The sequence below is a fragment of the Zwartia vadi genome (genome assembly GCF_030410375.1).
Lineage (GTDB): Bacteria > Pseudomonadota > Gammaproteobacteria > Burkholderiales > Burkholderiaceae_B > Zwartia > Zwartia vadi.
Map to the genome: position 1 here is coordinate 14,576 of NZ_JAUHHE010000011.1, position 18,902 is coordinate 33,477.

Here is an 18,902-nt window from a genome sequence, read left to right on the forward strand (position 1 = left end):
AGATGTCGACTCCGCGCTTTTCTGAAATCGCCCGATGGTTTGAAACGCTATCTCCCGAATCCCTCGATAAAGTAGGTGAGGTGTATGCGGCGGAAGCGATCTTTATCGATCCGTTCAATACGCTGAGCGGTCTCGAGTCTGTCCGGGCAGTCTATCAACATATGTTTGATACGCTAGAGCAGCCAAAATTTGTGGTGACGACGATCGTCGCAGATGCCAGGAGAGCTTTTATGACGTGGGATTTTCATTTCCTGCGCAATGATGAGGCCATGAGCATTTCAGGCTGTACGCAGTTTGAGCTCGATGACCATGGACGTATTATTTTGCATCGCGATTATTGGGATGCCGCCCAGCAGATCTACGAGAAAATCCCTCTTCTAGGGAGTCTCTTGCGTGTATTGAGACGCAAGATATCACTTACGCTTAAATAAAAAAAAGCCCCCGAAGGGGCTTAAAAGCCGTTTGAGCGCAGCAGTCTCAGACGGCGGGGAACGTTTTATTTTTAGCGTGCTGCATCACCACGCAGTGTGGGATAGCGCACATGATCCACAAGATCTTGAATGTCTTTGCGTGGTTCTGGTGTCAGCAGGCTCACGATGATGATCAAAGCGAAACCGACTGGAACACCAAAGATACCGGCGGAGATTGGCAAAATACCGTACCAGAGCTCGACAGGTGAGGTCACGCCAAATACGCTACGCAACCAAGGTTGTGTTGTCACCATGTAATAGAAGGTGATACCAAGGCCACCGATCATACCGACGACAGCGCCATACTTGTTCGCACGCTTCCAGAAAATCCCCAAGGTCAGGGCCGGGAAGAATGCTGCTGCAGCGAACGAGAACGCGGCAGATACAAGGAATAAGATATCAGCCGGTTTTTGTGCCGCAACATAGGCAGCCGCCAAGGCAACAAGCAATAACAAGATTTTCGAAATCAACACTCGGCGAGCTGTCGGAGCGTTGGGGTTGATCATCTTGAAGTACAGGTCGTGAGACAGGGCGTTAGCAATCGTTAACAACAAACCATCCGCTGTTGAGAGTGCAGCAGCCAAACCACCGGCTGCAACCATGCCTGAAATCACATAAGGCAAGCCACCAATCTCTGGTGTGGCCAACACAACGATGTCGCCACCGATACGCATCTCCCCTAGCTGCAGGATGCCGTCTTTATTGATATCAACGACAGACAGCAGAGATGGGTCGACAGTGGTCCATTGGGCGATCCACCCCGGCAGTTTATCGAAAGGCGTACCCACCAAGACATGGAAGACCTCATATTTCACCAATACTGCGAGAGCAGGTGCGGTGAAATAAAGCAGGAAGATGAAAAACAGAGACCACGTGACCGACTCACGCGCCTGCTTGACTGAGGGAGTAGTGTAGTAGCGCATCAGAATATGAGGAAGCGCGGCCGTACCGACCATCAAGCAGAAAATCAATGCCAGGAAGTTACGACGCGAGGTGTCGTAGGCGACCTTTTGAGCATCTGTGCCGTTAGGATCCCCTGCAAATTGCTGAGCATGGCGTGGCATACCTGCCAAGGGAACTGCGCGTGCGTTGTTCGCTGCACGTTCTTGAGTCCACAGTTTTTGTGCTGCGGCCTCAGTCGTTGGCACAGCTGCCAATGCCTTAATCGCTGCATCTTGCTCGGCTTTAGGTGCGTTAGCGGCCTTCAAGTCAGCAACGCGCTTTTCAGCGGCAGCTTTTTCCGCAGCCATAGCGGCTGGGATATTCTTGAGTTTGGCTTCCGCTTCTTCAGCGCGTTTTTTGAAGATGGCAATCACCTCAAGCTCTTTCGGGTCCTTGAGCAACTCGGCTTCTTTGGCGGTCACTTTTTCAAGTTGATAACCGTAGATAGCCTGTGGAACAGGGACGCCTGTTTGCTTAACTGAGAGCCAAACGACTGGAATCATGTAAGCAACGATCAGGATGATGTACTGAGCAACCTGCGTCCATGTGACCGCGCGCATACCACCCAGGAAAGAACACACCAAAATCCCGCCCAGACCCAAAAAGATACCAATCTCAAAAGGCACACCTGAAAGACGTGTCGTGATCAGACCCACACCGTAGATTTGTGCCACCACATAAGTGAATGAGCAAAGAATCGCGGCAATGATGCCGAGTAGACGCGGTAAATTACCGTCATAGCGCTCACCAAGAAAGTCTGGAATGGTGAACTGACCGAACTTGCGAAGATAGGGAGCAAGAAAGAGAGCCACCAAGCAGTAGCCGCCTGTCCAACCCATAATGAAGGCCAGTCCGCTATAGCCTGTCAGGTACAAAGTACCAGCCATACCGATAAACGATGCAGCCGACATCCAGTCTGCGCCCGTTGCCATACCGTTGTACAACGCAGGAACACGTCGTCCGGCAACGTAATACTCTGCAGCATCGTTTGTGCGGCTCATAATACCGATGCCAGCGTATAACGCGACTGTTGCAGCCAGGAAGATATAACCGATCCAAGCGCGCGTCAGGCCCATTTGCTCAGCAATGGCTAACAGAATCACAAAAACGGCAAAACCGCCGGTATACCAAGTGTAGACCTTGTTGAGAGATTTTTTAAACTGCGCGTTCGTAGTGTTAGAGGCGAACAGGCCGCCTTCGTCTGGAGTCATGCCGGCCATGTTATTCCTCCTCCTCTTCGCTGACGCCACATTCTTCGTCAAGCTTGTTCATGTAATGGGCGTAGAAGCCGATGATCAGGCAATACACCACCAGAGAGCCTTGCGCCCCCATCCAGAAACTGAAGGGCCACCCAAAAAAGGTGAAACTCAATTCCCGAGCGAAATAGCTCACCACAAATGTGACAACAAACCAGATCAGCAACAGAAGCGAAGTGATGCGTAGGTTTTTTTGCCAGTACACCCGATGTTTTTCAGTCAGTTGCACGGTTAAGTCTCCTCATCGTTATCAGGCCAGGTTGCCCCGGTTCGATTCATTTGAAACAAAAAATAAAACTACTAAACAACAAACTACAAAGAAAACAGATTGGCCTTGATTCAGCCACTGAGCCCAGTTTCGCGCTCGAGTTGACGTGCGAACTTGGGTTCAAAACCTTTTAAGTGCCTAATAATTTTGGTAGCTTCATCCGGCTTTTGTCGATCGACCTGGACCCGGGCAAGCTGATACCAGGCGTAAGGACTCATAGGCTGAAGTTTGGTGTTGCGCTCAAGTGCCTCAACTGCTTCGTCAAGTCGCCCTTGTTGAATGAGCGTCAGTCCCAAGCCATACCAAGCTTGATCAAGATTTGGATTGAGTTCTAGGGCGCGGCGAAAGGCGCGTTCAGCCTCATGGGGGTGTTCAAGTTCTTGCTGTAGAAAACCAAGGTTGAACCAGGCATAGACTGGAGCATCAGGTTGCTGCAAAAGTCGCTCATACACCTCGATTGCCTTTTGCTTGTCACCGAGCTCCGCGCTCAGGTGGGCAATGCTGCCCAGTGCATAACTGTCCTCAGGGTAGTCTTTGAGCATGTCTTCAAGCAGGCTGATGGCGCGTCGTCGTTGCCCAAAGACAATTAAAGTCACGACACACCACTTGTATTTTTGCCAGTTCAGATCAATTTTCATTTGCAACCCGCCATCCCGACAGAAACGCAGTGTTCAATTTTTGCAACGGTAACCGCCAGATAAAGAGCGGCAACTAAACAAAACGCCACAAAAGCATGGTGGCGTGTGGCGATTTGTTTTGGGGAGATCAACGCAGCGAGGGAAATCCAAGGTTTGTTGATAACTTGAAATAGTTGGTAAAACAAATTTGTGTCACGTCTGGCGCCAGCGATAAGAAACAAGACACCTTGTCCCAGTAGCGCAAGCAGTCCGATGTAAAGCAATAACTGCAGAATGTTAAGAAATTGCAGCAACCCTAGTCTCCCTGCTTATTTTGTTCGCCACAGAGCGAATTTGTTTGATTGCAATGCGATGGTCGCAATGTAAGACTGATTTCTGACATCTGTCTGACAAATTTGCGAGGGTCGACACATCTGTTGCGGATCGGCAAATAATGGTTAATTTTTACCTGAAAACAAAGGGTTAACCCTCACTTTTTGGTTCTGCGTGTGTGCGCTGCAGCATGCCTGGAAAGTGGATTTCGATGCGTGCGCCAGTGGCATGAGTTTCATGATGTTGACGATGCGTATCCGTGATGAGCACATTCGCTTGATGTCGCTGAGCAATTTCTTTCACAATGGCCAGTCCGAGTCCGCTACCATCGACGCCTGAGCCCAACACCCGATAAAACCGATCAAATACGCGCTCACGTTCTTCTGGAGGGATGCCAGGGCCGGAGTCCTCGACTGCGAGAACTACCGAGTTTGTCTGCTCGTAAAGGCTGACAGTAATGTGACCGGACGCTGGCGTGTAGCGAATGGCATTGTCGATGAGGTTGTTCAGTGCCTCACCCAAGAGAAGGCTCTGGCCCTTAATATAAACAGGATGTTCTGGTCCTTCAAAACCTAAATCGATTCCATGTTTAAGGGCGACATGTATCCATTTTTGTATGTGCTCTTTAGCTAAGTGTGTCAGATCGGTCGGTGGCATGGCCATCGTGTTCGGATTTTCGGCGGTTGCCATCAGGAGTAACTGGTTCACCAGTCTTGTGGCGCGTGTCGTACCAGCAATAATTTGCTCCAGACTGGCTTGAGTATGGGAAGTGGGCTCGCCTCGCATGGCGAGCTCAGCTTGCGTGCGCAAGCCAGCCAGCGGGGTCTTGAGCTGATGCGCCGCATCTGCGACAAATCGTCGTTGCGCAAGGAGGGTAGCTTCAAGTCGACCCAGCAAATCATTCATTGCCGTAATTAACGGACCAATCTCGGAGGGGGCTTGACGCTCATCGATTGGCGAAAGGTCATCGGGTCGACGGGCTCTGAGTCTCCTTTGTAAAGCATTGATCGGAGCCACTCCGCGTGACAAACCAAACCACACCAATACCACCGCAATCGGTAGCACGATAAATTGAGGAATAATCACCCCTTTGATAATGTCATTGGCAAGTTGCGTGCGTCGATCGACAGACTCGGCGGCAACGAGAAGCACTGGCCCACTGCCGCGTGTGCTCAGATCCATCCAAGTGTAGGCAATGCGAATTTCAAAATCCCGCAGAGTGTGATTTTCATAGTAAATGGCATCCGGCTGATCGCCAGCCGTGCGCTCGGGTGTAGGGAGTTCTCCGTCCCCCCCTAGCAAATCGCCATTGGGTCCGATCGCTTTCCAAAAGACGCCATCATTTTCTCTGACGCGCAGTGCGAGTCGTGCGGGGGCCGACATCCGTAAAGCCACGACATCATCATTTGCTTCTACTTGTTGCCCCAAAATTTGCAAAGCATTGACCAGTCCTAAATCGTAAGGAATATTGGCCAGGTTTTGTGCAACAACGTACGTAATGGCAATACTCATGGGCCAGAGTAAAAACAGTGGCGCAAGCATCCAGTCCAGAATTTCGCCTAATAATGAACGCCTTGATGATTCCGCACTGGGTTTCTCAGCGCCCACTTGAAGCACGGCGAGTGCCTCGAGATTGACGGGATTTGATTTTGGCATCACAGCCAAAACGTCAAAGGGTGCCAACTACACAGGGGCATCATGTTGCGCTCGAGTCACGCTCAAGGCAGTAGCCCAGACCCCGCACGGTTGCAATTTTGACACCGCTGGGCTCAAGCTTTTTACGCAGACGATGCACATACACCTCGATTGCGTTGGAGCTGACTTCCTCTCCCCACTCGCATAGATGGTCAACGATTTGCGTCTTGCTCACCATGCGACCGCTGCGGGTCAGCAAGATTTCAAGCAGACTGACTTCGCGAGCCGAGAGGTCAAGCGCGTGTTGATCGACGGTTGCCACCCGTCCGGTCTGGTCAAACTCAAGCTTGCCATGACGCAGGATCGTGGAGCCGCCGCCCGCGCCTCTTCTGGCGAGTGCCCGGACTCTGGCTTCAAGTTCGGACAGGGAGAAGGGCTTGGCCATATAGTCATCCGCGCCGAGATCCAATCCTTTTACCCGCTGTTCGACACTATCTGCTGCAGTGAGAATCAACACAGGCAGATGAGAATTTTTGCTGCGCAAGTTACTGAGAACCTCAAGACCCGACATGCGCGGTAATCCTAGATCCAAGATCAGCAAGTCAAATTCTTGGGAGCGAAGTGCAGAGTCGGCGGCGAGACCATCGCTGACAGCATCTACAGCATAGCCGTTGAGGCGCAGAGATCGAGTCAGGCCATCTGCCAGAATGCTGTCATCTTCGGCAATCAGGATTCGCATGGGTAGGTGTCAACAATGCTTCTATCGGCGAGAAAGTAAAATTTTGATCTATTCTGGCATAGCACCAAGTTACTGCATATGGGGCAAGTCATAAATCCTTCATCGTTCAGTACAAACCCCAGTGCCCGAGAACAAAAAAACATAAAAGAACATGGAAACTATTGTCATACTGTTTATTTGTACAGTATAATTGAATGCAATAATTTCCATACTATTCGCGTTTCACTACAACTCAAGGAATTTCCATGGATGATAAAACCCTCAAGGCTGGCTCTTCTGAAAAAGGCAAGGCACTGGCTGCAGCGCTTTCCCAGATCGAGAAGCAGTTTGGCAAGGGCTCGATCATGCGCTACGGTGACAACGAAGTCGAACACGACATCCAGGTTGTCTCCACAGGCTCTCTAGGGTTGGATATTGCGCTCGGCGTCGGGGGCTTACCCAGAGGACGCGTCATTGAGATCTATGGACCTGAGTCATCCGGTAAAACCACCCTGACTCTCCAAGTGATTGCTGAAATGCAAAAGGTAGGAGGAACCTGCGCCTTCATCGATGCGGAACACGCACTTGATGTGCAATACGCTGCCAAACTGGGTGTCAACCTGACCGATTTATTGATCTCGCAGCCTGACACCGGTGAACAAGCTCTGGAGATTACTGATGCGCTTGTGCGTTCTAGCTCCGTCGATCTAATCGTGATCGACTCCGTCGCTGCGCTTGTGCCCAAGGCTGAGATCGAGGGTGAGATGGGTGATTCCTTGCCTGGATTACAAGCTCGCCTCATGAGCCAAGCGCTACGTAAACTTACCGCAAGCATCAAGCGCACGAATTGCATGGTGATTTTTATTAACCAGATTCGTATGAAAATCGGCGTGATGTTCGGAAACCCCGAGACCACGACAGGTGGTAATGCACTGAAATTTTATTCTTCCGTGCGATTGGATATCCGTCGGATTGGTGCAATTAAAAAAGGGGATGAAGTCGTTGGTAACGAAACACGCGTAAAGGTTGTGAAAAACAAGATCGCTCCTCCGTTTAAACAGGCTGAATTCGACATCATGTATGGAGCCGGTATTTCGCGTGAAGGTGAGATCCTGGATTTGGGAGTGACTGCCGGTATCGTCGATAAGGCAGGTGCGTGGTTTAGCTACAACGGTGAGCGTATTGGACAGGGTAGAGATAATGTCCGTGAGTACCTGCGTGAGCATCCTGCTATGGCAATTGAGATTGAAAATCGTGTCCGTGAACAGCTTGGTGTTGTTCCTCGCGTCGGTGGTTCTGCCTCTGCTGGTACTGCGGCGGGCACTTCAGCCAGTGCTGCCGCATCAGCTAATACTCCAGCTCCAGCTACTAAAGCCAGCTCAGCCAAAGCGAGCAAGCTCGTTGCCGCAGAGCCAGATCTTGACGAAGACCTGTAAAGTGTAGAACCCCTGTGTCTGTCGACTCAGATGACGAAGAGTTTGAAGTAGGTCCCAAGCCTGCAGCACCACGGCCTGGTCTGTCCCTCAAGGCCAGAGCCGTGGGTTTGCTGTCTCGCAGGGAGCACAGCCGAAAAGAGCTGGAGCGAAAGCTCGCTCCACACGCCGCGAGTCCAGAGGAGCTGTCCGCAGTACTGGATGAGCTTTCAGAAGCAGGCTGGCAGTCAGACGAGCGTTTTACTAATGGCTGGGTCCATCGAAAAGCATCTGGACATGGTTTATCCCGTATTGTCCAGGATCTGAAAGCTCAAGGGATTGCGCCAGAGGCTATCTCGATAGTCATGACAGAGCTCAAGGAAACTGAGTATTCTCGCGCTCAAGCGGTCTGGTCAAAAAAGTTTGGATCACGCCTGACTCAGTCACCTATTACTCAAGCCGAATACGCCAAACAAGGGCGCTTTTTAGCTTCAAGAGGCTTTTCCACTGAAATTATTCGACGCGTCTTAAAGGATGCATCCAACCCCGATTTTCCAAACGAGTGAGCGTAGCATTTTAAGTATGAGACCATGACGTCAATATGGTCAAACGAATGGCTGACCCTCTAAAGTAGGTCATAGGGAATATGGTGAGCTATACTTTTGATCTTTGTTGCAATGTGTCAACTGACAACTTATCCCGTATGCCGCTCCCAGCGCCAGCTTGCCCTCGCAAACCGATGCACAATCGTTCGATACAGGTTCACTCCTTCGAGCGCGAGGATGGTCTCTGGGATATCGAGGCCGAGTTGATTGACAGTAAATCTTACTCTTACACCAAGAGAAACGGTACATTGCAAGAGGCTGGTCAGCCTTTCCATCACATGCATCTTCGTATCACCATTGATCGTTCATTCGAGATTAAAGAAGCCATTGCGTTGTATGATGCTTCGCCATTTGGTGTTTCTTGTTCGTCCATTTCAGGTGCGTATCAGGATTTGGTTGGGATGAATTTGTTAAAAAGTTTTCGCCAGCAGATCAAAGATCGTTTCGGTCGAACTGCTGGTTGTACGCATATGACTGAGCTGGCTGCGGTGCTGCCGACTGCTGCTGTTCAAAGCATGGCGGGTCAAAAACGCGCTGAGGCTGAGTCCGCAGGACGAAAGCCTTTTCAGTTGGGTGGGTGTTTTGCCTGGCGTACTGACGGCGAAGTGACAAAAGAACATTATCCGCAGTGGTATGTAAATTCTAGTGCAACACCCCCGGTCCCTGGTACTTAGTACACCAGGCTCTCGCTTTTTTTAGTTTATTTGGACGGACAGGATTCCCATGAAAATCCATGAGTATCAAGGCAAAGAGTTGCTTCGGAAGTTTGGTGTAGTCGTTCCTAAAGGCTATCCTGCATTTAGCGTGGATGAGGCTGTAGAGGCGGCTAAAAAACTTGGCGGACCAGTTTGGGTGGTTAAAGCCCAGATCCACGCAGGTGGACGAGGCAAGGGGGGCGGTGTCAAATTGGCTCGCTCAATCGACGAAGTCAAAAAACTGGCGTCGGAAATCCTGGGTATGCAATTGATCACGCATCAGACCGGTCCTCAGGGGCAAAAGGTTCGTCGCCTGCTGGTCGAAGAGGGTGCTGACATTAAAAAAGAATACTATGTCGGCATTGTGACTGATCGTGCCACGCAACGCGTATGCGTGATGGCCTCAAGTGAAGGCGGCATGGATGTTGAAGAAGTCGCTGAAAAGCATCCTGAAAAAATTCTCAAGGTTTTTGTTGACCCCGGCAAGGGCTTGACTGATGAAGAGGCGTCAAAGCTTGCTCGCGGCATCGGCGTACCTGAGGCTTCCGTTTCAAAAGCTTGTGCAGAATTTCAAAAACTCTATAAAGCGTATTGGGACACGGATGCCTCATTGGCCGAAATCAACCCTCTCATTTTGACAGGCTCTGGCGACATAATCGCCTTGGACGCAAAGTTCAACTTTGACCCGAATGCGATGTTCCGTCACCCTGAGATTGTTGCCTATCGTGACTTGGATGAAGAGGACCCAGCCGAGATCGAGGCCAGCAAGCACGAGTTAGCTTACATTCAGCTTGATGGAAACATCGGGTGTCTGGTCAACGGAGCGGGTCTTGCGATGGCGACGATGGACACGATCAAACTGTTTGGTGGTGAGCCAGCAAACTTCCTCGATGTTGGTGGTAGTGCCACGGCTGAACGCGTGACCGAAGCATTCAAAATCATGCTTGCCAACAAAGGCACCAAGGCCATTTTGGTGAATATTTTCGGTGGCATTATGCGTTGTGACGTGATTGCCCAAGGCATCATCACTGCTTGCAAAGCCGTCAACCTGAATGTGCCACTCGTGGTGCGTATGAAAGGTACCAACGAAGAGTTGGGCAAGAAAATGTTGGCCGAATCGGGCCTGCCCATCATCAGCGCTGACACGATGGCCGACGCGGCTACCCGTGTTGTCGCAGCAGCCAAATAATTCTGCCAGGGATTCTGAAATGTCGATTCTTATCAACAAAGATACTAAAGTCATTACACAGGGAATCACCGGAAAAACCGGTCAGTTCCATACTCGGACCTCGCGTGCTTATGCCAACGGGCAGGCCGCGTTTGTCGCGGGTGTCCACCCCAAGAAAGCCGGCGAGGATTTCGAAGGGATTCCAATTTTCGCCTCTGTTAAAGACGCCAAGGCCCAGACAGGTGCGAATGTTTCCGTGATCTATGTCCCCCCCGCAGGTGCTGCTGCAGCGATATGGGAAGGGATCGAGGCTGAGCTGGATTTAGTGATTTGCATCACCGAGGGTATTCCTGTTCGCGATATGCTCGAGATCAAGCACCGTATGGCCACGATGAACAGCAAGACCAAGCTTCTGGGTCCCAACTGCCCCGGGCTGATCACACCCGATGAAATCAAGATCGGCATTATGCCTGGCCATATCCACCGCAAAGGCCGTATTGGTATCGTCAGCCGCTCCGGAACCTTGACTTACGAAGCCGTGGCTCAAGTCACCGAGCTCGGCTTGGGTCAGTCAAGTGCAGTGGGTATTGGTGGAGATCCAATCAACGGTATGAAGCACATTGACGTGCTCAAGATGTTTAATGATGATCCGGATACTGATGCTGTCATTATGATTGGTGAAATCGGCGGTCCAGACGAGGTCAACGCGGCCTTGTGGGCAAAAGAGAATATGAAAAAGCCAATGGTTGGCTTCATTGCTGGTGTGACCGCTCCTGCTGGAAAACGCATGGGACACGCCGGTGCACTGATTTCAGGTGGCGCTGACACTGCGGATGCCAAGCTTGAAATCATGGAAGCCTGCGGTATTCGTACGACCAAGAATCCATCGGAAATGGGAAAGTTGCTGAAGTCCGTACTCTAAAACCATATCGCCAGAACTGACGTTCCTTGTTCTACAAGCGCCGGCTCGTCTTGGACGTGTCGGCGTTTTATTTTGAATGTTTTTATTTCAAATCAAGCAGATTTGGCACAGAGGGTGAATTAATCCGCAGTCCGTGTTCAAATCTAGTTATGAGGGAGTTGGATCTACCGAGTCGTAGTGTTGGATCACGGCTTTATATTTATTTTGTATGAACGATAGGATGAATGATGGAAAACAACAAGCCGAAACGCAGCTTAACGATTTTGCAATGGCTTGGACTGCTTGGTGTAGTCGGGATCGTCTTGACGATCGTTTTAAACTATTTGCGCTGAGAGCATACGAGTGACTTCTAGGAAACTAGTCATCGCGACGCGCGCGAGTCGCCTCGCTCTCTGGCAAGCTGAGCATGTTCAGGCACGCCTCTTGGCTTTATATCCGGACGCACAGGTTGAGTTGCTTAAGCTGAGTACGCGCGGCGATGAGATTCTCGACCGTAGCCTCTCAAAAGTCGGTGGCAAGGGTCTATTTATCAAAGAGCTTGAACTGGCATTGCTTGATGGGCGTGCCGACTTGGCCGTGCATTCCCTCAAAGACGTGCCTGTTGATATGGAAGCACCTTTTGAGCTTTCCACTGTCCTTGCACGTGCAGACTGTCACGATGCTTTTGTTTCGAATGATTATGCTTCGCTTTCTGACTTACCTTCTGGTGCAGTGGTTGGGACTTCGAGCTTGCGTCGCGAGGCGCAACTGAAATCCCGCTTTCCGCATTTAGCGATCCAGCCTTTGCGTGGCAACCTTGATACGCGGTTGTCTAAACTTGATTCGGGACAGTATGCGGCAATTATTCTTGCAGCGGCTGGTCTTGAGCGTTTAGGGCTTGGCCATCGCATTCGCTCGCGCATGACAATAGAGGAGTCCTTGCCGGCCGCCGGTCAGGGTGCGCTTGGTATTGAGATCTTACAGACACGCTCTGACTTGCGAGAGCTACTCGCACCGCTCGCATGCTCCGAGACGACGGTGTGCACGATGGCCGAGCGCGCTGTCTCGCGCGCCTTGGGAGGCTCTTGTCAAGTTCCCTTGGCAGCCTATGCTCAACTGCATGGCTTAACGCTGACTGTGCGGGCTTTGGTTGCGACACCGGATGGTCAAACTATTTATCGCGCATCGACGAGCGGTCCTTCCGCTCAGGCTCAGGCACTTGGTTTGAACGTTGCGCAGGAGTTGATCGGGCAGGGGGCGGGTGTCATTCTTGCCAGCCTCTCTGAGAGCAACTGACGCAAGATGACACAGGATCGACTGACGGCGATACTGACCAGACCTGCCGGGCGGAACACTGTTGTGATGAACAGCCTGCAACGTCGCGGATGGTCTGTCACGGAGTGTCCCGCGCTCGATATACGCGAGGTGCCCGTTGATACTGTTTCGGTCCCTCGTCCTGAACAGTTCGATCTCGTTGTGTTTGTCAGCCGATCCGCCGTGACGGGCTATCACACACAACTTTCATCAGCGGGCTTTTCTGCCTGGCCACCTCAAACGCTTGCCGCCTGCATGGGTCCTGTGACGGCGGGTGCGATTGGCAGATTATTTGGGCAAGCAACTCCAATTCTTCATCCTGATGGAACCCATGCCCAAGACTCAGAGTCTTTGTGGCCACTTTTGCAGCAGCTGCAGACACCTTTAAACAAAGTGTTGATTGTTCGTGGACAAGATGGTCGCGATTGGCTGAGTCAGCGTCTGCGTGACAAGGGGGTTGAGGTGACGCTTCATCAGGCATATCGTCGCCAAGAAGCGCAATGGCCTACCTCTTTGTCCGAACATTTTCAGTCTCTACATCTTCAGGGTATAAAACCTTATTGGCTTTTGACCAGCCCTCATGGCGTGGAGGCGATTTTTAGAAATATCAAAACCTTGGGCTTGATCGACTGGTTTGCCTCGAGCCGTTTTATCTTGACACATGAGCGACTTCAGACAGTTTTGTGTCAGTTGCTTGAATGCCCAGTTGCGCAGCTGTCATGTATCGTTGCAAGTCCTGAGGATGTTGTCATTTTGGAGGGTTTTAAGCGCATCTCCGGCCAAGTGAGCCCGGAGGGCTAGTCCGAGCCGACACCTTCTCAGTTAGGGAGCTTTTTCGAGGAAAAGACAAAATTTTGATCGCTGAGGCTACAATATAAGCATGACCGAAACCCATACTCCCAGCCATCCCCAGCCGAGCGCTGCCTTGTTAAAAGGAAAAAAGCGTTCAGGCGGGCCGACTTGGCCTTTCATGCTAGTCATCTTGTTTTTATTGATCGCGCTCGTTGCGGCTGGCGTTGCGTGGTTTCAACAAAAACGTTTTGAGCAGATCGGCAGAGAGTTTGCAAATCAGGTTCAAACTCTCACCTCACAGATCAACGATGTGCGCCGTGATGCAACCCAGGCGCTCGGATTGGCCCAATCCCAAGCGGGTCGAGTCTCCGCGCTCGAACAAGCACAGCAAGAAACGAAAAGTCAGCTTGGCGCGCTCGAGCAACTTTTGGCTAGCTCCAATAATGGCATGGAAGATTCCATGCTTGCAAATGATATTGATCGTTTGTTGACCACGGCGAGTCAGCAGCTTCGCTTGTCTGGAAATGTCAATAATGCGATTGTGACGCTTGAGGCGGCACAGTCATTACTCGCGCGTGCGGACCGTTCTCGTTTTGCGGGTGTACAGCGTGCCATTACCCTGGATTTGGAGCGCTTGCGTGCGGTGCCACTTGTTGATGTTGCGCAGCTTTCCAATAGGCTTGAGATGTTGGGTACGCTGTTGGCTCGTGCCCCGTTGGTATTGCCAGATGCTGCCGCCCCAGTGTTGGCTTCGTCTAATGCCCATTCCACAGAAACTGCGGCGCAAAAATCTCTCAACAGTGACGCTCAAACCACCAAAGATAAAGCACCTGTCTTGCCGGCCGATATGCCATGGTGGCAGCGTGTATGGGAGCTCACGCTCCATTGGACAAAATCTGCTTCTGCAGTCGTGACACGAGAGTTCGCAGAAGTCGTCAATATTCAGCGTGTCAGTGATTCCAACGCGTTGCTGATGTCCCCCGAGCAAGGCGCTTTACTGCGTGCCTCTTTGCGAACACGCGTGCTCACTGCTCAAATGGCGCTCCTCATGCACCAGGCTCCTGTTTGGAGGTCGGAGCTCGCCCATATCCAGCAGAGTCTGACCTCGAGATTCGATCCAAAGGCAGTTGATACGCTGGCGGCGCTGCGCTTGGTTCAGGAGTTGTCGAGTATTCAGATTGCCGCGCCTCTTCCAGACATTAAAGACAGCTTGGCTGCCTTGGAGTCGGTCCGCTCCTCTGAGCCTGCTCCATCAGGCGGACAGTAATCATGCGAACCTGGCTTTGGACACTTGTACTGCTGACTGCGGCCGTCGTGTTTGCCGTTGTTTTACGTGAGAACACTGGTCATGTGCTGATTTTGGTGAATGACTGGCGTGTGCAGGTTTCGCTTGCATTTGCGGTGCTCTCTTTAGTTGGCTTGTTTGTTTTTGTTTATTGGTTTTTGCGTATTTCGGCTTGGTTGACAGCCATTCCCACGCGTGTGCGTGGCTGGAATATCAGGCGCCAAGTGAATCGCGATCAGGCGCTGTTGGAGCAAGGGTGGACTGAGCTGCTTGAGGGTCGCTACTCGCATGCAGAAAAAGATTTGACTAAGTTATTTGATCGTAGCAAGGATGCCAGTCGACAGGTGTTGGCGGCCCTCTCAGCCGCACGTGCAGCGCATGCGCTCGGCGAGTTTGGCAGACGCGATCATTTAATTTCGCTTGCCAAGGAAAAGACCTCTGACGATCGATCGCTTAAAGAGGCGATCGCGACTGCCGCGGCTGATTTGTACCTGGATCAGGGACTTGCCGCTCAAGCTTTGGAAGAGCTTTTGCCACTCCAGGAAGGCAACGCGAGGCATATTCATACCTTGCGTTTATTGCTTCGCGCCTATCGTCAGCTCAACCGACACGAACAGGTTTTTACTCTTGCCCGTACGCTGAATCGACGTGGTGCCTTGCACGATACGGAAGCACGTCAGATTATTGAGGCCGCTGCGGCTGCGCGTCTGCGAGAGACTACGCACTCCGGTGCTTGGCAGGGTTTCTGGAAAGACCTTAAATCCGAAGAACGAACATTGCCCGAGGTCGCGTTGGCAGGCGCTGCGGCCTTCGAAGCCAATGGCTTACTGGATGAGGCTTCGCGAGCCCTGGAGCAGGCGATTCCTCTTTCGTACGAGCCCCGTTTGTTGGCTGCGTATGCACGCGCCGAACCCTCCCAAGTGAAGCGACGCCTAGAAAAAGCTGAAGCCTGGGTGCAGTCTCGACCGAATGACGCGGACTTGCTTGCTTGTGTAGGTAATTTATGTCTGATTGGTCAGATATGGGGACAAGCTGAAAACTATTTGGTGCGCAGCTTAACCAAGCGCGCAGATGCGCGCGTACATGCTCTGCTTGGCAGCTTGTACGATAAGCTCAATCGTCCTAAAGATGCTGCGGATCAGTGGCGCATGGCAACAGCGATCGGTGCGGCACTTCCAGTGCTTGCGTCGGATAGTTTCTTGCCTATTGCTGAGACTGCGGCAGACCCTGGCGTTTTGCATGCGGAAGGCCTTTCATATTTGTCAGAAAGCGGTTTCCCGGCGAACTGGGATCGCGATACGGCATCGCTTTATCCTGACAACTCAGGGTCGACTTCTGCGTCACGTCTTTCCAGTCACGAGCATGATGTTGAAACGAGAACCACCTCGGTCAATCCAACCATACTTGAGCCTGGGCGTGACAATCTCGACGACTACTTCGACAGCGCGCCTGTCACGGGTCTGGGTGAACCGGCTCCAGTGACAACACTTCCGCCTTTGCCGGACAAGAAAGTTTAATTATTCCTCTTCCAACTCCCTGGATGTCAATCAAAATGTCTGACTTTATTTTCGAGCCGCAGGCAACTGTTGGTTTGCCTGTTGTGGGTAGCAACAAGCTTTTCCCTGTGCGCCGGGTCTATTGCGTCGGCCGCAACTATGCGGAACATGCTAAAGAAATGGGTTTTACCGGCCGCGAAGATCCTTTTTTCTTTTGCAAGCCAGCCGATGCCTTGATTCCAATTCCGGCGGGTCAGGCCGGTGAAATGCCTTACCCCGTTAAGACCTCCAATTTGCATTACGAGATGGAGTTGGTGGTGGCTTTGGCCCGGGGTGGACGTGACATACCCGTAGAACAGGCCAATGATTGCGTCTTTGGTTACGCGTTAGGTTTGGATATGACGCGTCGCGACTTGCAGGGCGAGGCGAAAAAGCAGGGCCGTCCCTGGGAGGTTGGTAAAGGCTTTGATCAGTCAGGACCGATTGGTCCCATTCATCCAAAAACAGCGACGGGCATTTTGTCTGAGGGCAAGATCTCTCTGCATGTCAATGGTCAGCAAAAACAGACCAGTGATTTGTCCCAAATGATCTGGAATATTCCTGAAAGTATCTCTTACCTATCAGGATTATTCGAACTCAAAGCCGGTGATTTAATTTTCACGGGCACCCCCGAAGGAGTTGGGGCTGTGGTCAAAGGTGACAAACTTGTTGGTCACATCGCCGGCTTGGGTGAGTTCGAAGTTCATATAGTCTAGGCAGGGGTTGCTTATGCCTTGCCGATCTCAGCGGCATAGGCAGGGGCGGGGTGCAAGGTGTTGCGCCCGCCTGCTTTGAGCAACTGACTGGGTACATCGTGACCGATTAAGCCAGGTAACATTGCGGCCACTTTTAATAGTCGATCTAGATTGATATTGGTATTAAAACCTTCCAGTTCCAGCATATGCACCATATCTTCCGTGCAGGCGTTTCCGCTTGCGCCGGGTGCATAGGGGCAGCCACCGATTCCGCCCAAAGAGGCATCAAACCGATCGATGCCGGCGCTAATTGCAGCAAGAGCATTGGCTTGTGCCATCGCGCGCGTATTGTGGAAATGCATGGTAAATACGATATCCGGAAATAACGATTTTGCGCGCGTGGCAATCGAACGGACCTGTGATGGGTAGGCCATACCCGTTGTGTCACACAGCGTGGCACGCTTGACTCCCAAATTGGCAAAGCGATCAATCCAACGCATGACCTCGTCTTCACTGACATCGCCTTCCATCGGACACCCAAAGGTGGTGGAAAGCGAGATATTGATGGCAACCGGGCTACCGGAAATCGCGGCAACGACTTGCTCTAATTGAGCGAAGGATTGCTCTCGTGTCATGCGCAGATTTGAACGATTGTGCGTTTCGCTCATAGACATCACCAGATTAGCCTCATCGATCCCGCAAGACAACGCACGTTCCGCACCGCGGACATTCGGTACGAGTACCGTGTACTCAACACCCGGTTGACGGGTGATTTCGTGCATGACTTGCTCGGCATCACGAAGTGCCGGGATCGCTTTGGGTGAGGTAAATGAAGTGACTTCAATTTTGGCAAAGCCACACTGACTCAAGGCATCGATGACGCGGACTTTGTCTTCTGTCTCGATAAACTGGGCCTCGTTTTGAAAGCCATCGCGCGTGGCGACTTCCTGCATATATATTCTGGGGCGTGCGCTTGTCATCATCGTGTGTCTCTTTAAATATCAGGATAAAACAATCATTGAATGAAGTATGTGGCAGAACGAGGTGTCTAAATAGCAACTAAATAATGCCTCTTGTCTTCCATTCTGCCTGCTTGGAGGCGTCGATCCCAAGACTGTCGAGTACCTCAGCGGTATGTTGCCCAAGTTCTGGCGCTTGACGGGTGATTTGTCCAGGTGTTTGACTTAATTTTGGCACAATGCCCGGTACCTGCACAGTCGAGCCGTCAGGCAATGTTGCATCAAGGATCATGTCCCGAGCCTGATAGTGCGGGTCATGCGCGATGTCTGAAGCGTCATAACTTTTTCCGGCTGGCACACCTGCTTGATTCATCGCTTCAAGCACCTCATCCAGGCTATGTCGCTCGGTGTAGGCGGAAATCGCCGCATCAATACGCTCGGCGTTGGCTGCGCGACCGACATTGTTAGCCAGCTTGGGATCGTTCGCTAAATCGCTTCTTCCGATTGCCTCCATAAGTCGCTTATAAATACTGTCCCCGTTGCCTGCAATCAGGGCGTATCGGCCATCATTGCACAGGTAGGCGTTGGTTGGCACAATGCCAGGCATACTCGCACCCGAGGGTTGGCGCACGACACCGAATTTTGAATATTCGGGTAACAAGCTCTCCATCATATTAAAGACGGACTCGTAGAGCGCAACGTCGACTTCTTGACCTAAACCGCCTTGTTGTTCGCGGTGTCTCAACGCCATCATGATTCCGATGACGCCGTGAAGACCGGACAAGGTATCGCCAATAGAAACGCCCACGCGCACAGGTGGACGACCAGGCTCTCCACTGAGGTAGCGTAATCCGCCCATTGCTTCTCCGATCACTCCAAAACCAGGACGGTCTCGATAGGGGCCGGATTGGCCGTAACCAGACACCCTAAGCATGATGAGCTTTGGATTGATTGCATGGAGATCTTTAAAGCCCAAACCCCATTTTTCCATTGCACCTGGACGGAAATTTTCAATCAAAATATCAGCATCCGCTGCCAGTTTGCGGATGACCTCCTGGCCTTCTGGCTGACGCAAGTCAAGTGTCACCGAGCGCTTATTGCGCGCATGGGCAGCCCACCATACAGATGTCCCGTCATGAAGAAGACGCCAAGTTCTCAACGGATCACCCGTTTGAGGAGGCTCGATTTTTATTACATCCGCACCAAATTCAGCGAGGATTTTCGAGGCGAAAGGGCCGGCGATCAGCTGACCAAGTTCAATGACCCGCAGGCCGCTCAAGGGAAGAGTCATAGAGATAGAGG

19 protein-coding genes are annotated in these 18,902 nt (G+C 51.7%); 11 read left to right on the forward strand and 8 right to left on the reverse strand.

Annotation, left to right across the window (positions count from 1 at the left end; translation table 11 throughout):
- Positions 1-2 precede the first annotated feature (2 nt).
- On the forward strand, positions 3-431 hold the full coding sequence (locus QWY27_RS10500; protein WP_290197455.1) for a nuclear transport factor 2 family protein: 429 nt from the start codon (positions 3-5) through the stop codon (positions 429-431).
- Between the two features lie 71 nt (positions 432-502).
- Here the strand turns inward: QWY27_RS10500 and QWY27_RS10505 are convergent, their stop codons facing one another.
- From QWY27_RS10505 to QWY27_RS10530, 6 genes are all read right to left on the reverse strand, one after another.
- Positions 503-2,632, reverse strand: a complete 2,130-nt coding sequence (locus QWY27_RS10505; protein WP_290197456.1) for a VC_2705 family sodium/solute symporter — start codon at positions 2,630-2,632, stop codon at positions 503-505.
- Between the two features lies 1 nt (position 2,633).
- On the reverse strand, positions 2,634-2,897 hold the full coding sequence (locus tag QWY27_RS10510) for a DUF4212 domain-containing protein (protein WP_290197457.1): 264 nt from the start codon (positions 2,895-2,897) through the stop codon (positions 2,634-2,636).
- Between the two features lie 110 nt (positions 2,898-3,007).
- Positions 3,008-3,574: a tetratricopeptide repeat protein gene (locus QWY27_RS10515; RefSeq protein WP_290197458.1), complete on the reverse strand. Its 567-nt coding sequence runs from the start codon at positions 3,572-3,574 to the stop codon at positions 3,008-3,010.
- Complete coding sequence (locus QWY27_RS10520) at positions 3,571-3,867, reverse strand: hypothetical protein (protein ID WP_290197459.1); 297 nt, start codon at positions 3,865-3,867, stop codon at positions 3,571-3,573. The genes QWY27_RS10515 and QWY27_RS10520 overlap by 4 nt, the downstream gene beginning before the upstream one ends.
- 169 nt (positions 3,868-4,036) lie before the next feature.
- A complete protein-coding gene (locus QWY27_RS10525; RefSeq protein ID WP_290197639.1) occupies positions 4,037-5,428 on the reverse strand; it encodes a sensor histidine kinase in 1,392 nt (463 codons plus the stop codon).
- 154 nt (positions 5,429-5,582) lie between these two features.
- On the reverse strand, positions 5,583-6,260 hold the full coding sequence (locus QWY27_RS10530; RefSeq protein WP_290197460.1) for a response regulator transcription factor: 678 nt from the start codon (positions 6,258-6,260) through the stop codon (positions 5,583-5,585).
- Positions 6,261-6,505: 245 nt separating this feature from the next.
- Here QWY27_RS10530 and recA point away from each other — a divergent pair, with 245 nt between their 5' ends.
- From recA to QWY27_RS10580, 10 genes are all read left to right on the forward strand, one after another.
- A complete protein-coding gene (gene recA / locus QWY27_RS10535) occupies positions 6,506-7,675 on the forward strand; it encodes a recombinase RecA (RefSeq protein WP_290197461.1) in 1,170 nt (389 codons plus the stop codon).
- Positions 7,676-7,689: 14 nt separating this feature from the next.
- The gene (recX, locus tag QWY27_RS10540) at positions 7,690-8,217 is read left to right on the forward strand and encodes a recombination regulator RecX (protein ID WP_290197462.1); all 528 of its coding nucleotides are present in this window, start codon (positions 7,690-7,692) and stop codon (positions 8,215-8,217) included.
- Positions 8,218-8,354: 137 nt separating this feature from the next.
- The gene (locus QWY27_RS10545; protein ID WP_290197463.1) at positions 8,355-8,930 is read left to right on the forward strand and encodes a DUF2889 domain-containing protein; all 576 of its coding nucleotides are present in this window, start codon (positions 8,355-8,357) and stop codon (positions 8,928-8,930) included.
- A 49-nt stretch (positions 8,931-8,979) separates the two neighbouring features.
- Positions 8,980-10,140 (forward strand): ADP-forming succinate--CoA ligase subunit beta, encoded by a 1,161-nt coding sequence (gene sucC / locus QWY27_RS10550; protein WP_290197464.1) that lies wholly within the window; start codon positions 8,980-8,982, stop codon positions 10,138-10,140.
- 19 nt (positions 10,141-10,159) lie between these two features.
- On the forward strand, positions 10,160-11,041 hold the full coding sequence (gene sucD, locus QWY27_RS10555) for a succinate--CoA ligase subunit alpha (RefSeq protein WP_290197465.1): 882 nt from the start codon (positions 10,160-10,162) through the stop codon (positions 11,039-11,041).
- 342 nt (positions 11,042-11,383) lie between these two features.
- The gene (hemC, locus tag QWY27_RS10560; RefSeq protein ID WP_290197466.1) at positions 11,384-12,316 is read left to right on the forward strand and encodes a hydroxymethylbilane synthase; all 933 of its coding nucleotides are present in this window, start codon (positions 11,384-11,386) and stop codon (positions 12,314-12,316) included.
- A 6-nt stretch (positions 12,317-12,322) separates the two neighbouring features.
- Positions 12,323-13,135, forward strand: coding sequence for a uroporphyrinogen-III synthase (locus QWY27_RS10565; protein ID WP_290197467.1), 813 nt, complete (start codon positions 12,323-12,325; stop codon positions 13,133-13,135).
- Positions 13,136-13,214: 79 nt separating this feature from the next.
- Positions 13,215-14,393: a uroporphyrinogen-III C-methyltransferase gene (locus QWY27_RS10570; protein WP_290197468.1), complete on the forward strand. Its 1,179-nt coding sequence runs from the start codon at positions 13,215-13,217 to the stop codon at positions 14,391-14,393.
- A 2-nt stretch (positions 14,394-14,395) separates the two neighbouring features.
- Complete coding sequence (locus QWY27_RS10575; protein WP_290197469.1) at positions 14,396-15,928, forward strand: heme biosynthesis HemY N-terminal domain-containing protein; 1,533 nt, start codon at positions 14,396-14,398, stop codon at positions 15,926-15,928.
- A gap of 35 nt (positions 15,929-15,963) precedes the next feature.
- On the forward strand, positions 15,964-16,662 hold the full coding sequence (locus tag QWY27_RS10580; RefSeq protein ID WP_290197470.1) for a fumarylacetoacetate hydrolase family protein: 699 nt from the start codon (positions 15,964-15,966) through the stop codon (positions 16,660-16,662).
- Positions 16,663-16,673: 11 nt separating this feature from the next.
- Here the strand turns inward: QWY27_RS10580 and QWY27_RS10585 are convergent, their stop codons facing one another.
- The gene (locus QWY27_RS10585; RefSeq protein WP_290197641.1) at positions 16,674-17,621 is read right to left on the reverse strand and encodes a hydroxymethylglutaryl-CoA lyase; all 948 of its coding nucleotides are present in this window, start codon (positions 17,619-17,621) and stop codon (positions 16,674-16,676) included.
- 79 nt (positions 17,622-17,700) lie between these two features.
- Positions 17,701-18,891: a CaiB/BaiF CoA transferase family protein gene (locus QWY27_RS10590; protein ID WP_290197471.1), complete on the reverse strand. Its 1,191-nt coding sequence runs from the start codon at positions 18,889-18,891 to the stop codon at positions 17,701-17,703.
- Between the last annotated feature and the right edge of the window lie 11 nt (positions 18,892-18,902).

What these genes read in the sequence shown, in the direction of transcription:
- QWY27_RS10500 (WP_290197455.1), top strand. Translation starts at nt 3, where the DNA reads ATGTCGACTCCGCGCTTTTCTGAAATCGCCCGATGGTTTGAAACGCTA.
- QWY27_RS10505 (WP_290197456.1), bottom strand. Translation starts at nt 2,632, where the DNA reads ATGGCCGGCATGACTCCAGACGAAGGCGGCCTGTTCGCCTCTAACACT.
- QWY27_RS10515 (WP_290197458.1), bottom strand. Translation starts at nt 3,574, where the DNA reads ATGAAAATTGATCTGAACTGGCAAAAATACAAGTGGTGTGTCGTGACT.
- QWY27_RS10525 (WP_290197639.1), bottom strand. Translation starts at nt 5,428, where the DNA reads ATGCTTGCGCCACTGTTTTTACTCTGGCCCATGAGTATTGCCATTACG.
- QWY27_RS10530 (WP_290197460.1), bottom strand. Translation starts at nt 6,260, where the DNA reads ATGCGAATCCTGATTGCCGAAGATGACAGCATTCTGGCAGATGGCCTG.
- recA (WP_290197461.1), top strand. Translation starts at nt 6,506, where the DNA reads ATGGATGATAAAACCCTCAAGGCTGGCTCTTCTGAAAAAGGCAAGGCA.
- QWY27_RS10545 (WP_290197463.1), top strand. Translation starts at nt 8,355, where the DNA reads ATGCCGCTCCCAGCGCCAGCTTGCCCTCGCAAACCGATGCACAATCGT.
- sucC (WP_290197464.1), top strand. Translation starts at nt 8,980, where the DNA reads ATGAAAATCCATGAGTATCAAGGCAAAGAGTTGCTTCGGAAGTTTGGT.
- sucD (WP_290197465.1), top strand. Translation starts at nt 10,160, where the DNA reads ATGTCGATTCTTATCAACAAAGATACTAAAGTCATTACACAGGGAATC.
- QWY27_RS10565 (WP_290197467.1), top strand. Translation starts at nt 12,323, where the DNA reads ATGACACAGGATCGACTGACGGCGATACTGACCAGACCTGCCGGGCGG.
- QWY27_RS10570 (WP_290197468.1), top strand. Translation starts at nt 13,215, where the DNA reads ATGACCGAAACCCATACTCCCAGCCATCCCCAGCCGAGCGCTGCCTTG.
- QWY27_RS10575 (WP_290197469.1), top strand. Translation starts at nt 14,396, where the DNA reads ATGCGAACCTGGCTTTGGACACTTGTACTGCTGACTGCGGCCGTCGTG.
- QWY27_RS10580 (WP_290197470.1), top strand. Translation starts at nt 15,964, where the DNA reads ATGTCTGACTTTATTTTCGAGCCGCAGGCAACTGTTGGTTTGCCTGTT.
- QWY27_RS10585 (WP_290197641.1), bottom strand. Translation starts at nt 17,621, where the DNA reads ATGACAAGCGCACGCCCCAGAATATATATGCAGGAAGTCGCCACGCGC.
- QWY27_RS10590 (WP_290197471.1), bottom strand. Translation starts at nt 18,891, where the DNA reads ATGACTCTTCCCTTGAGCGGCCTGCGGGTCATTGAACTTGGTCAGCTG.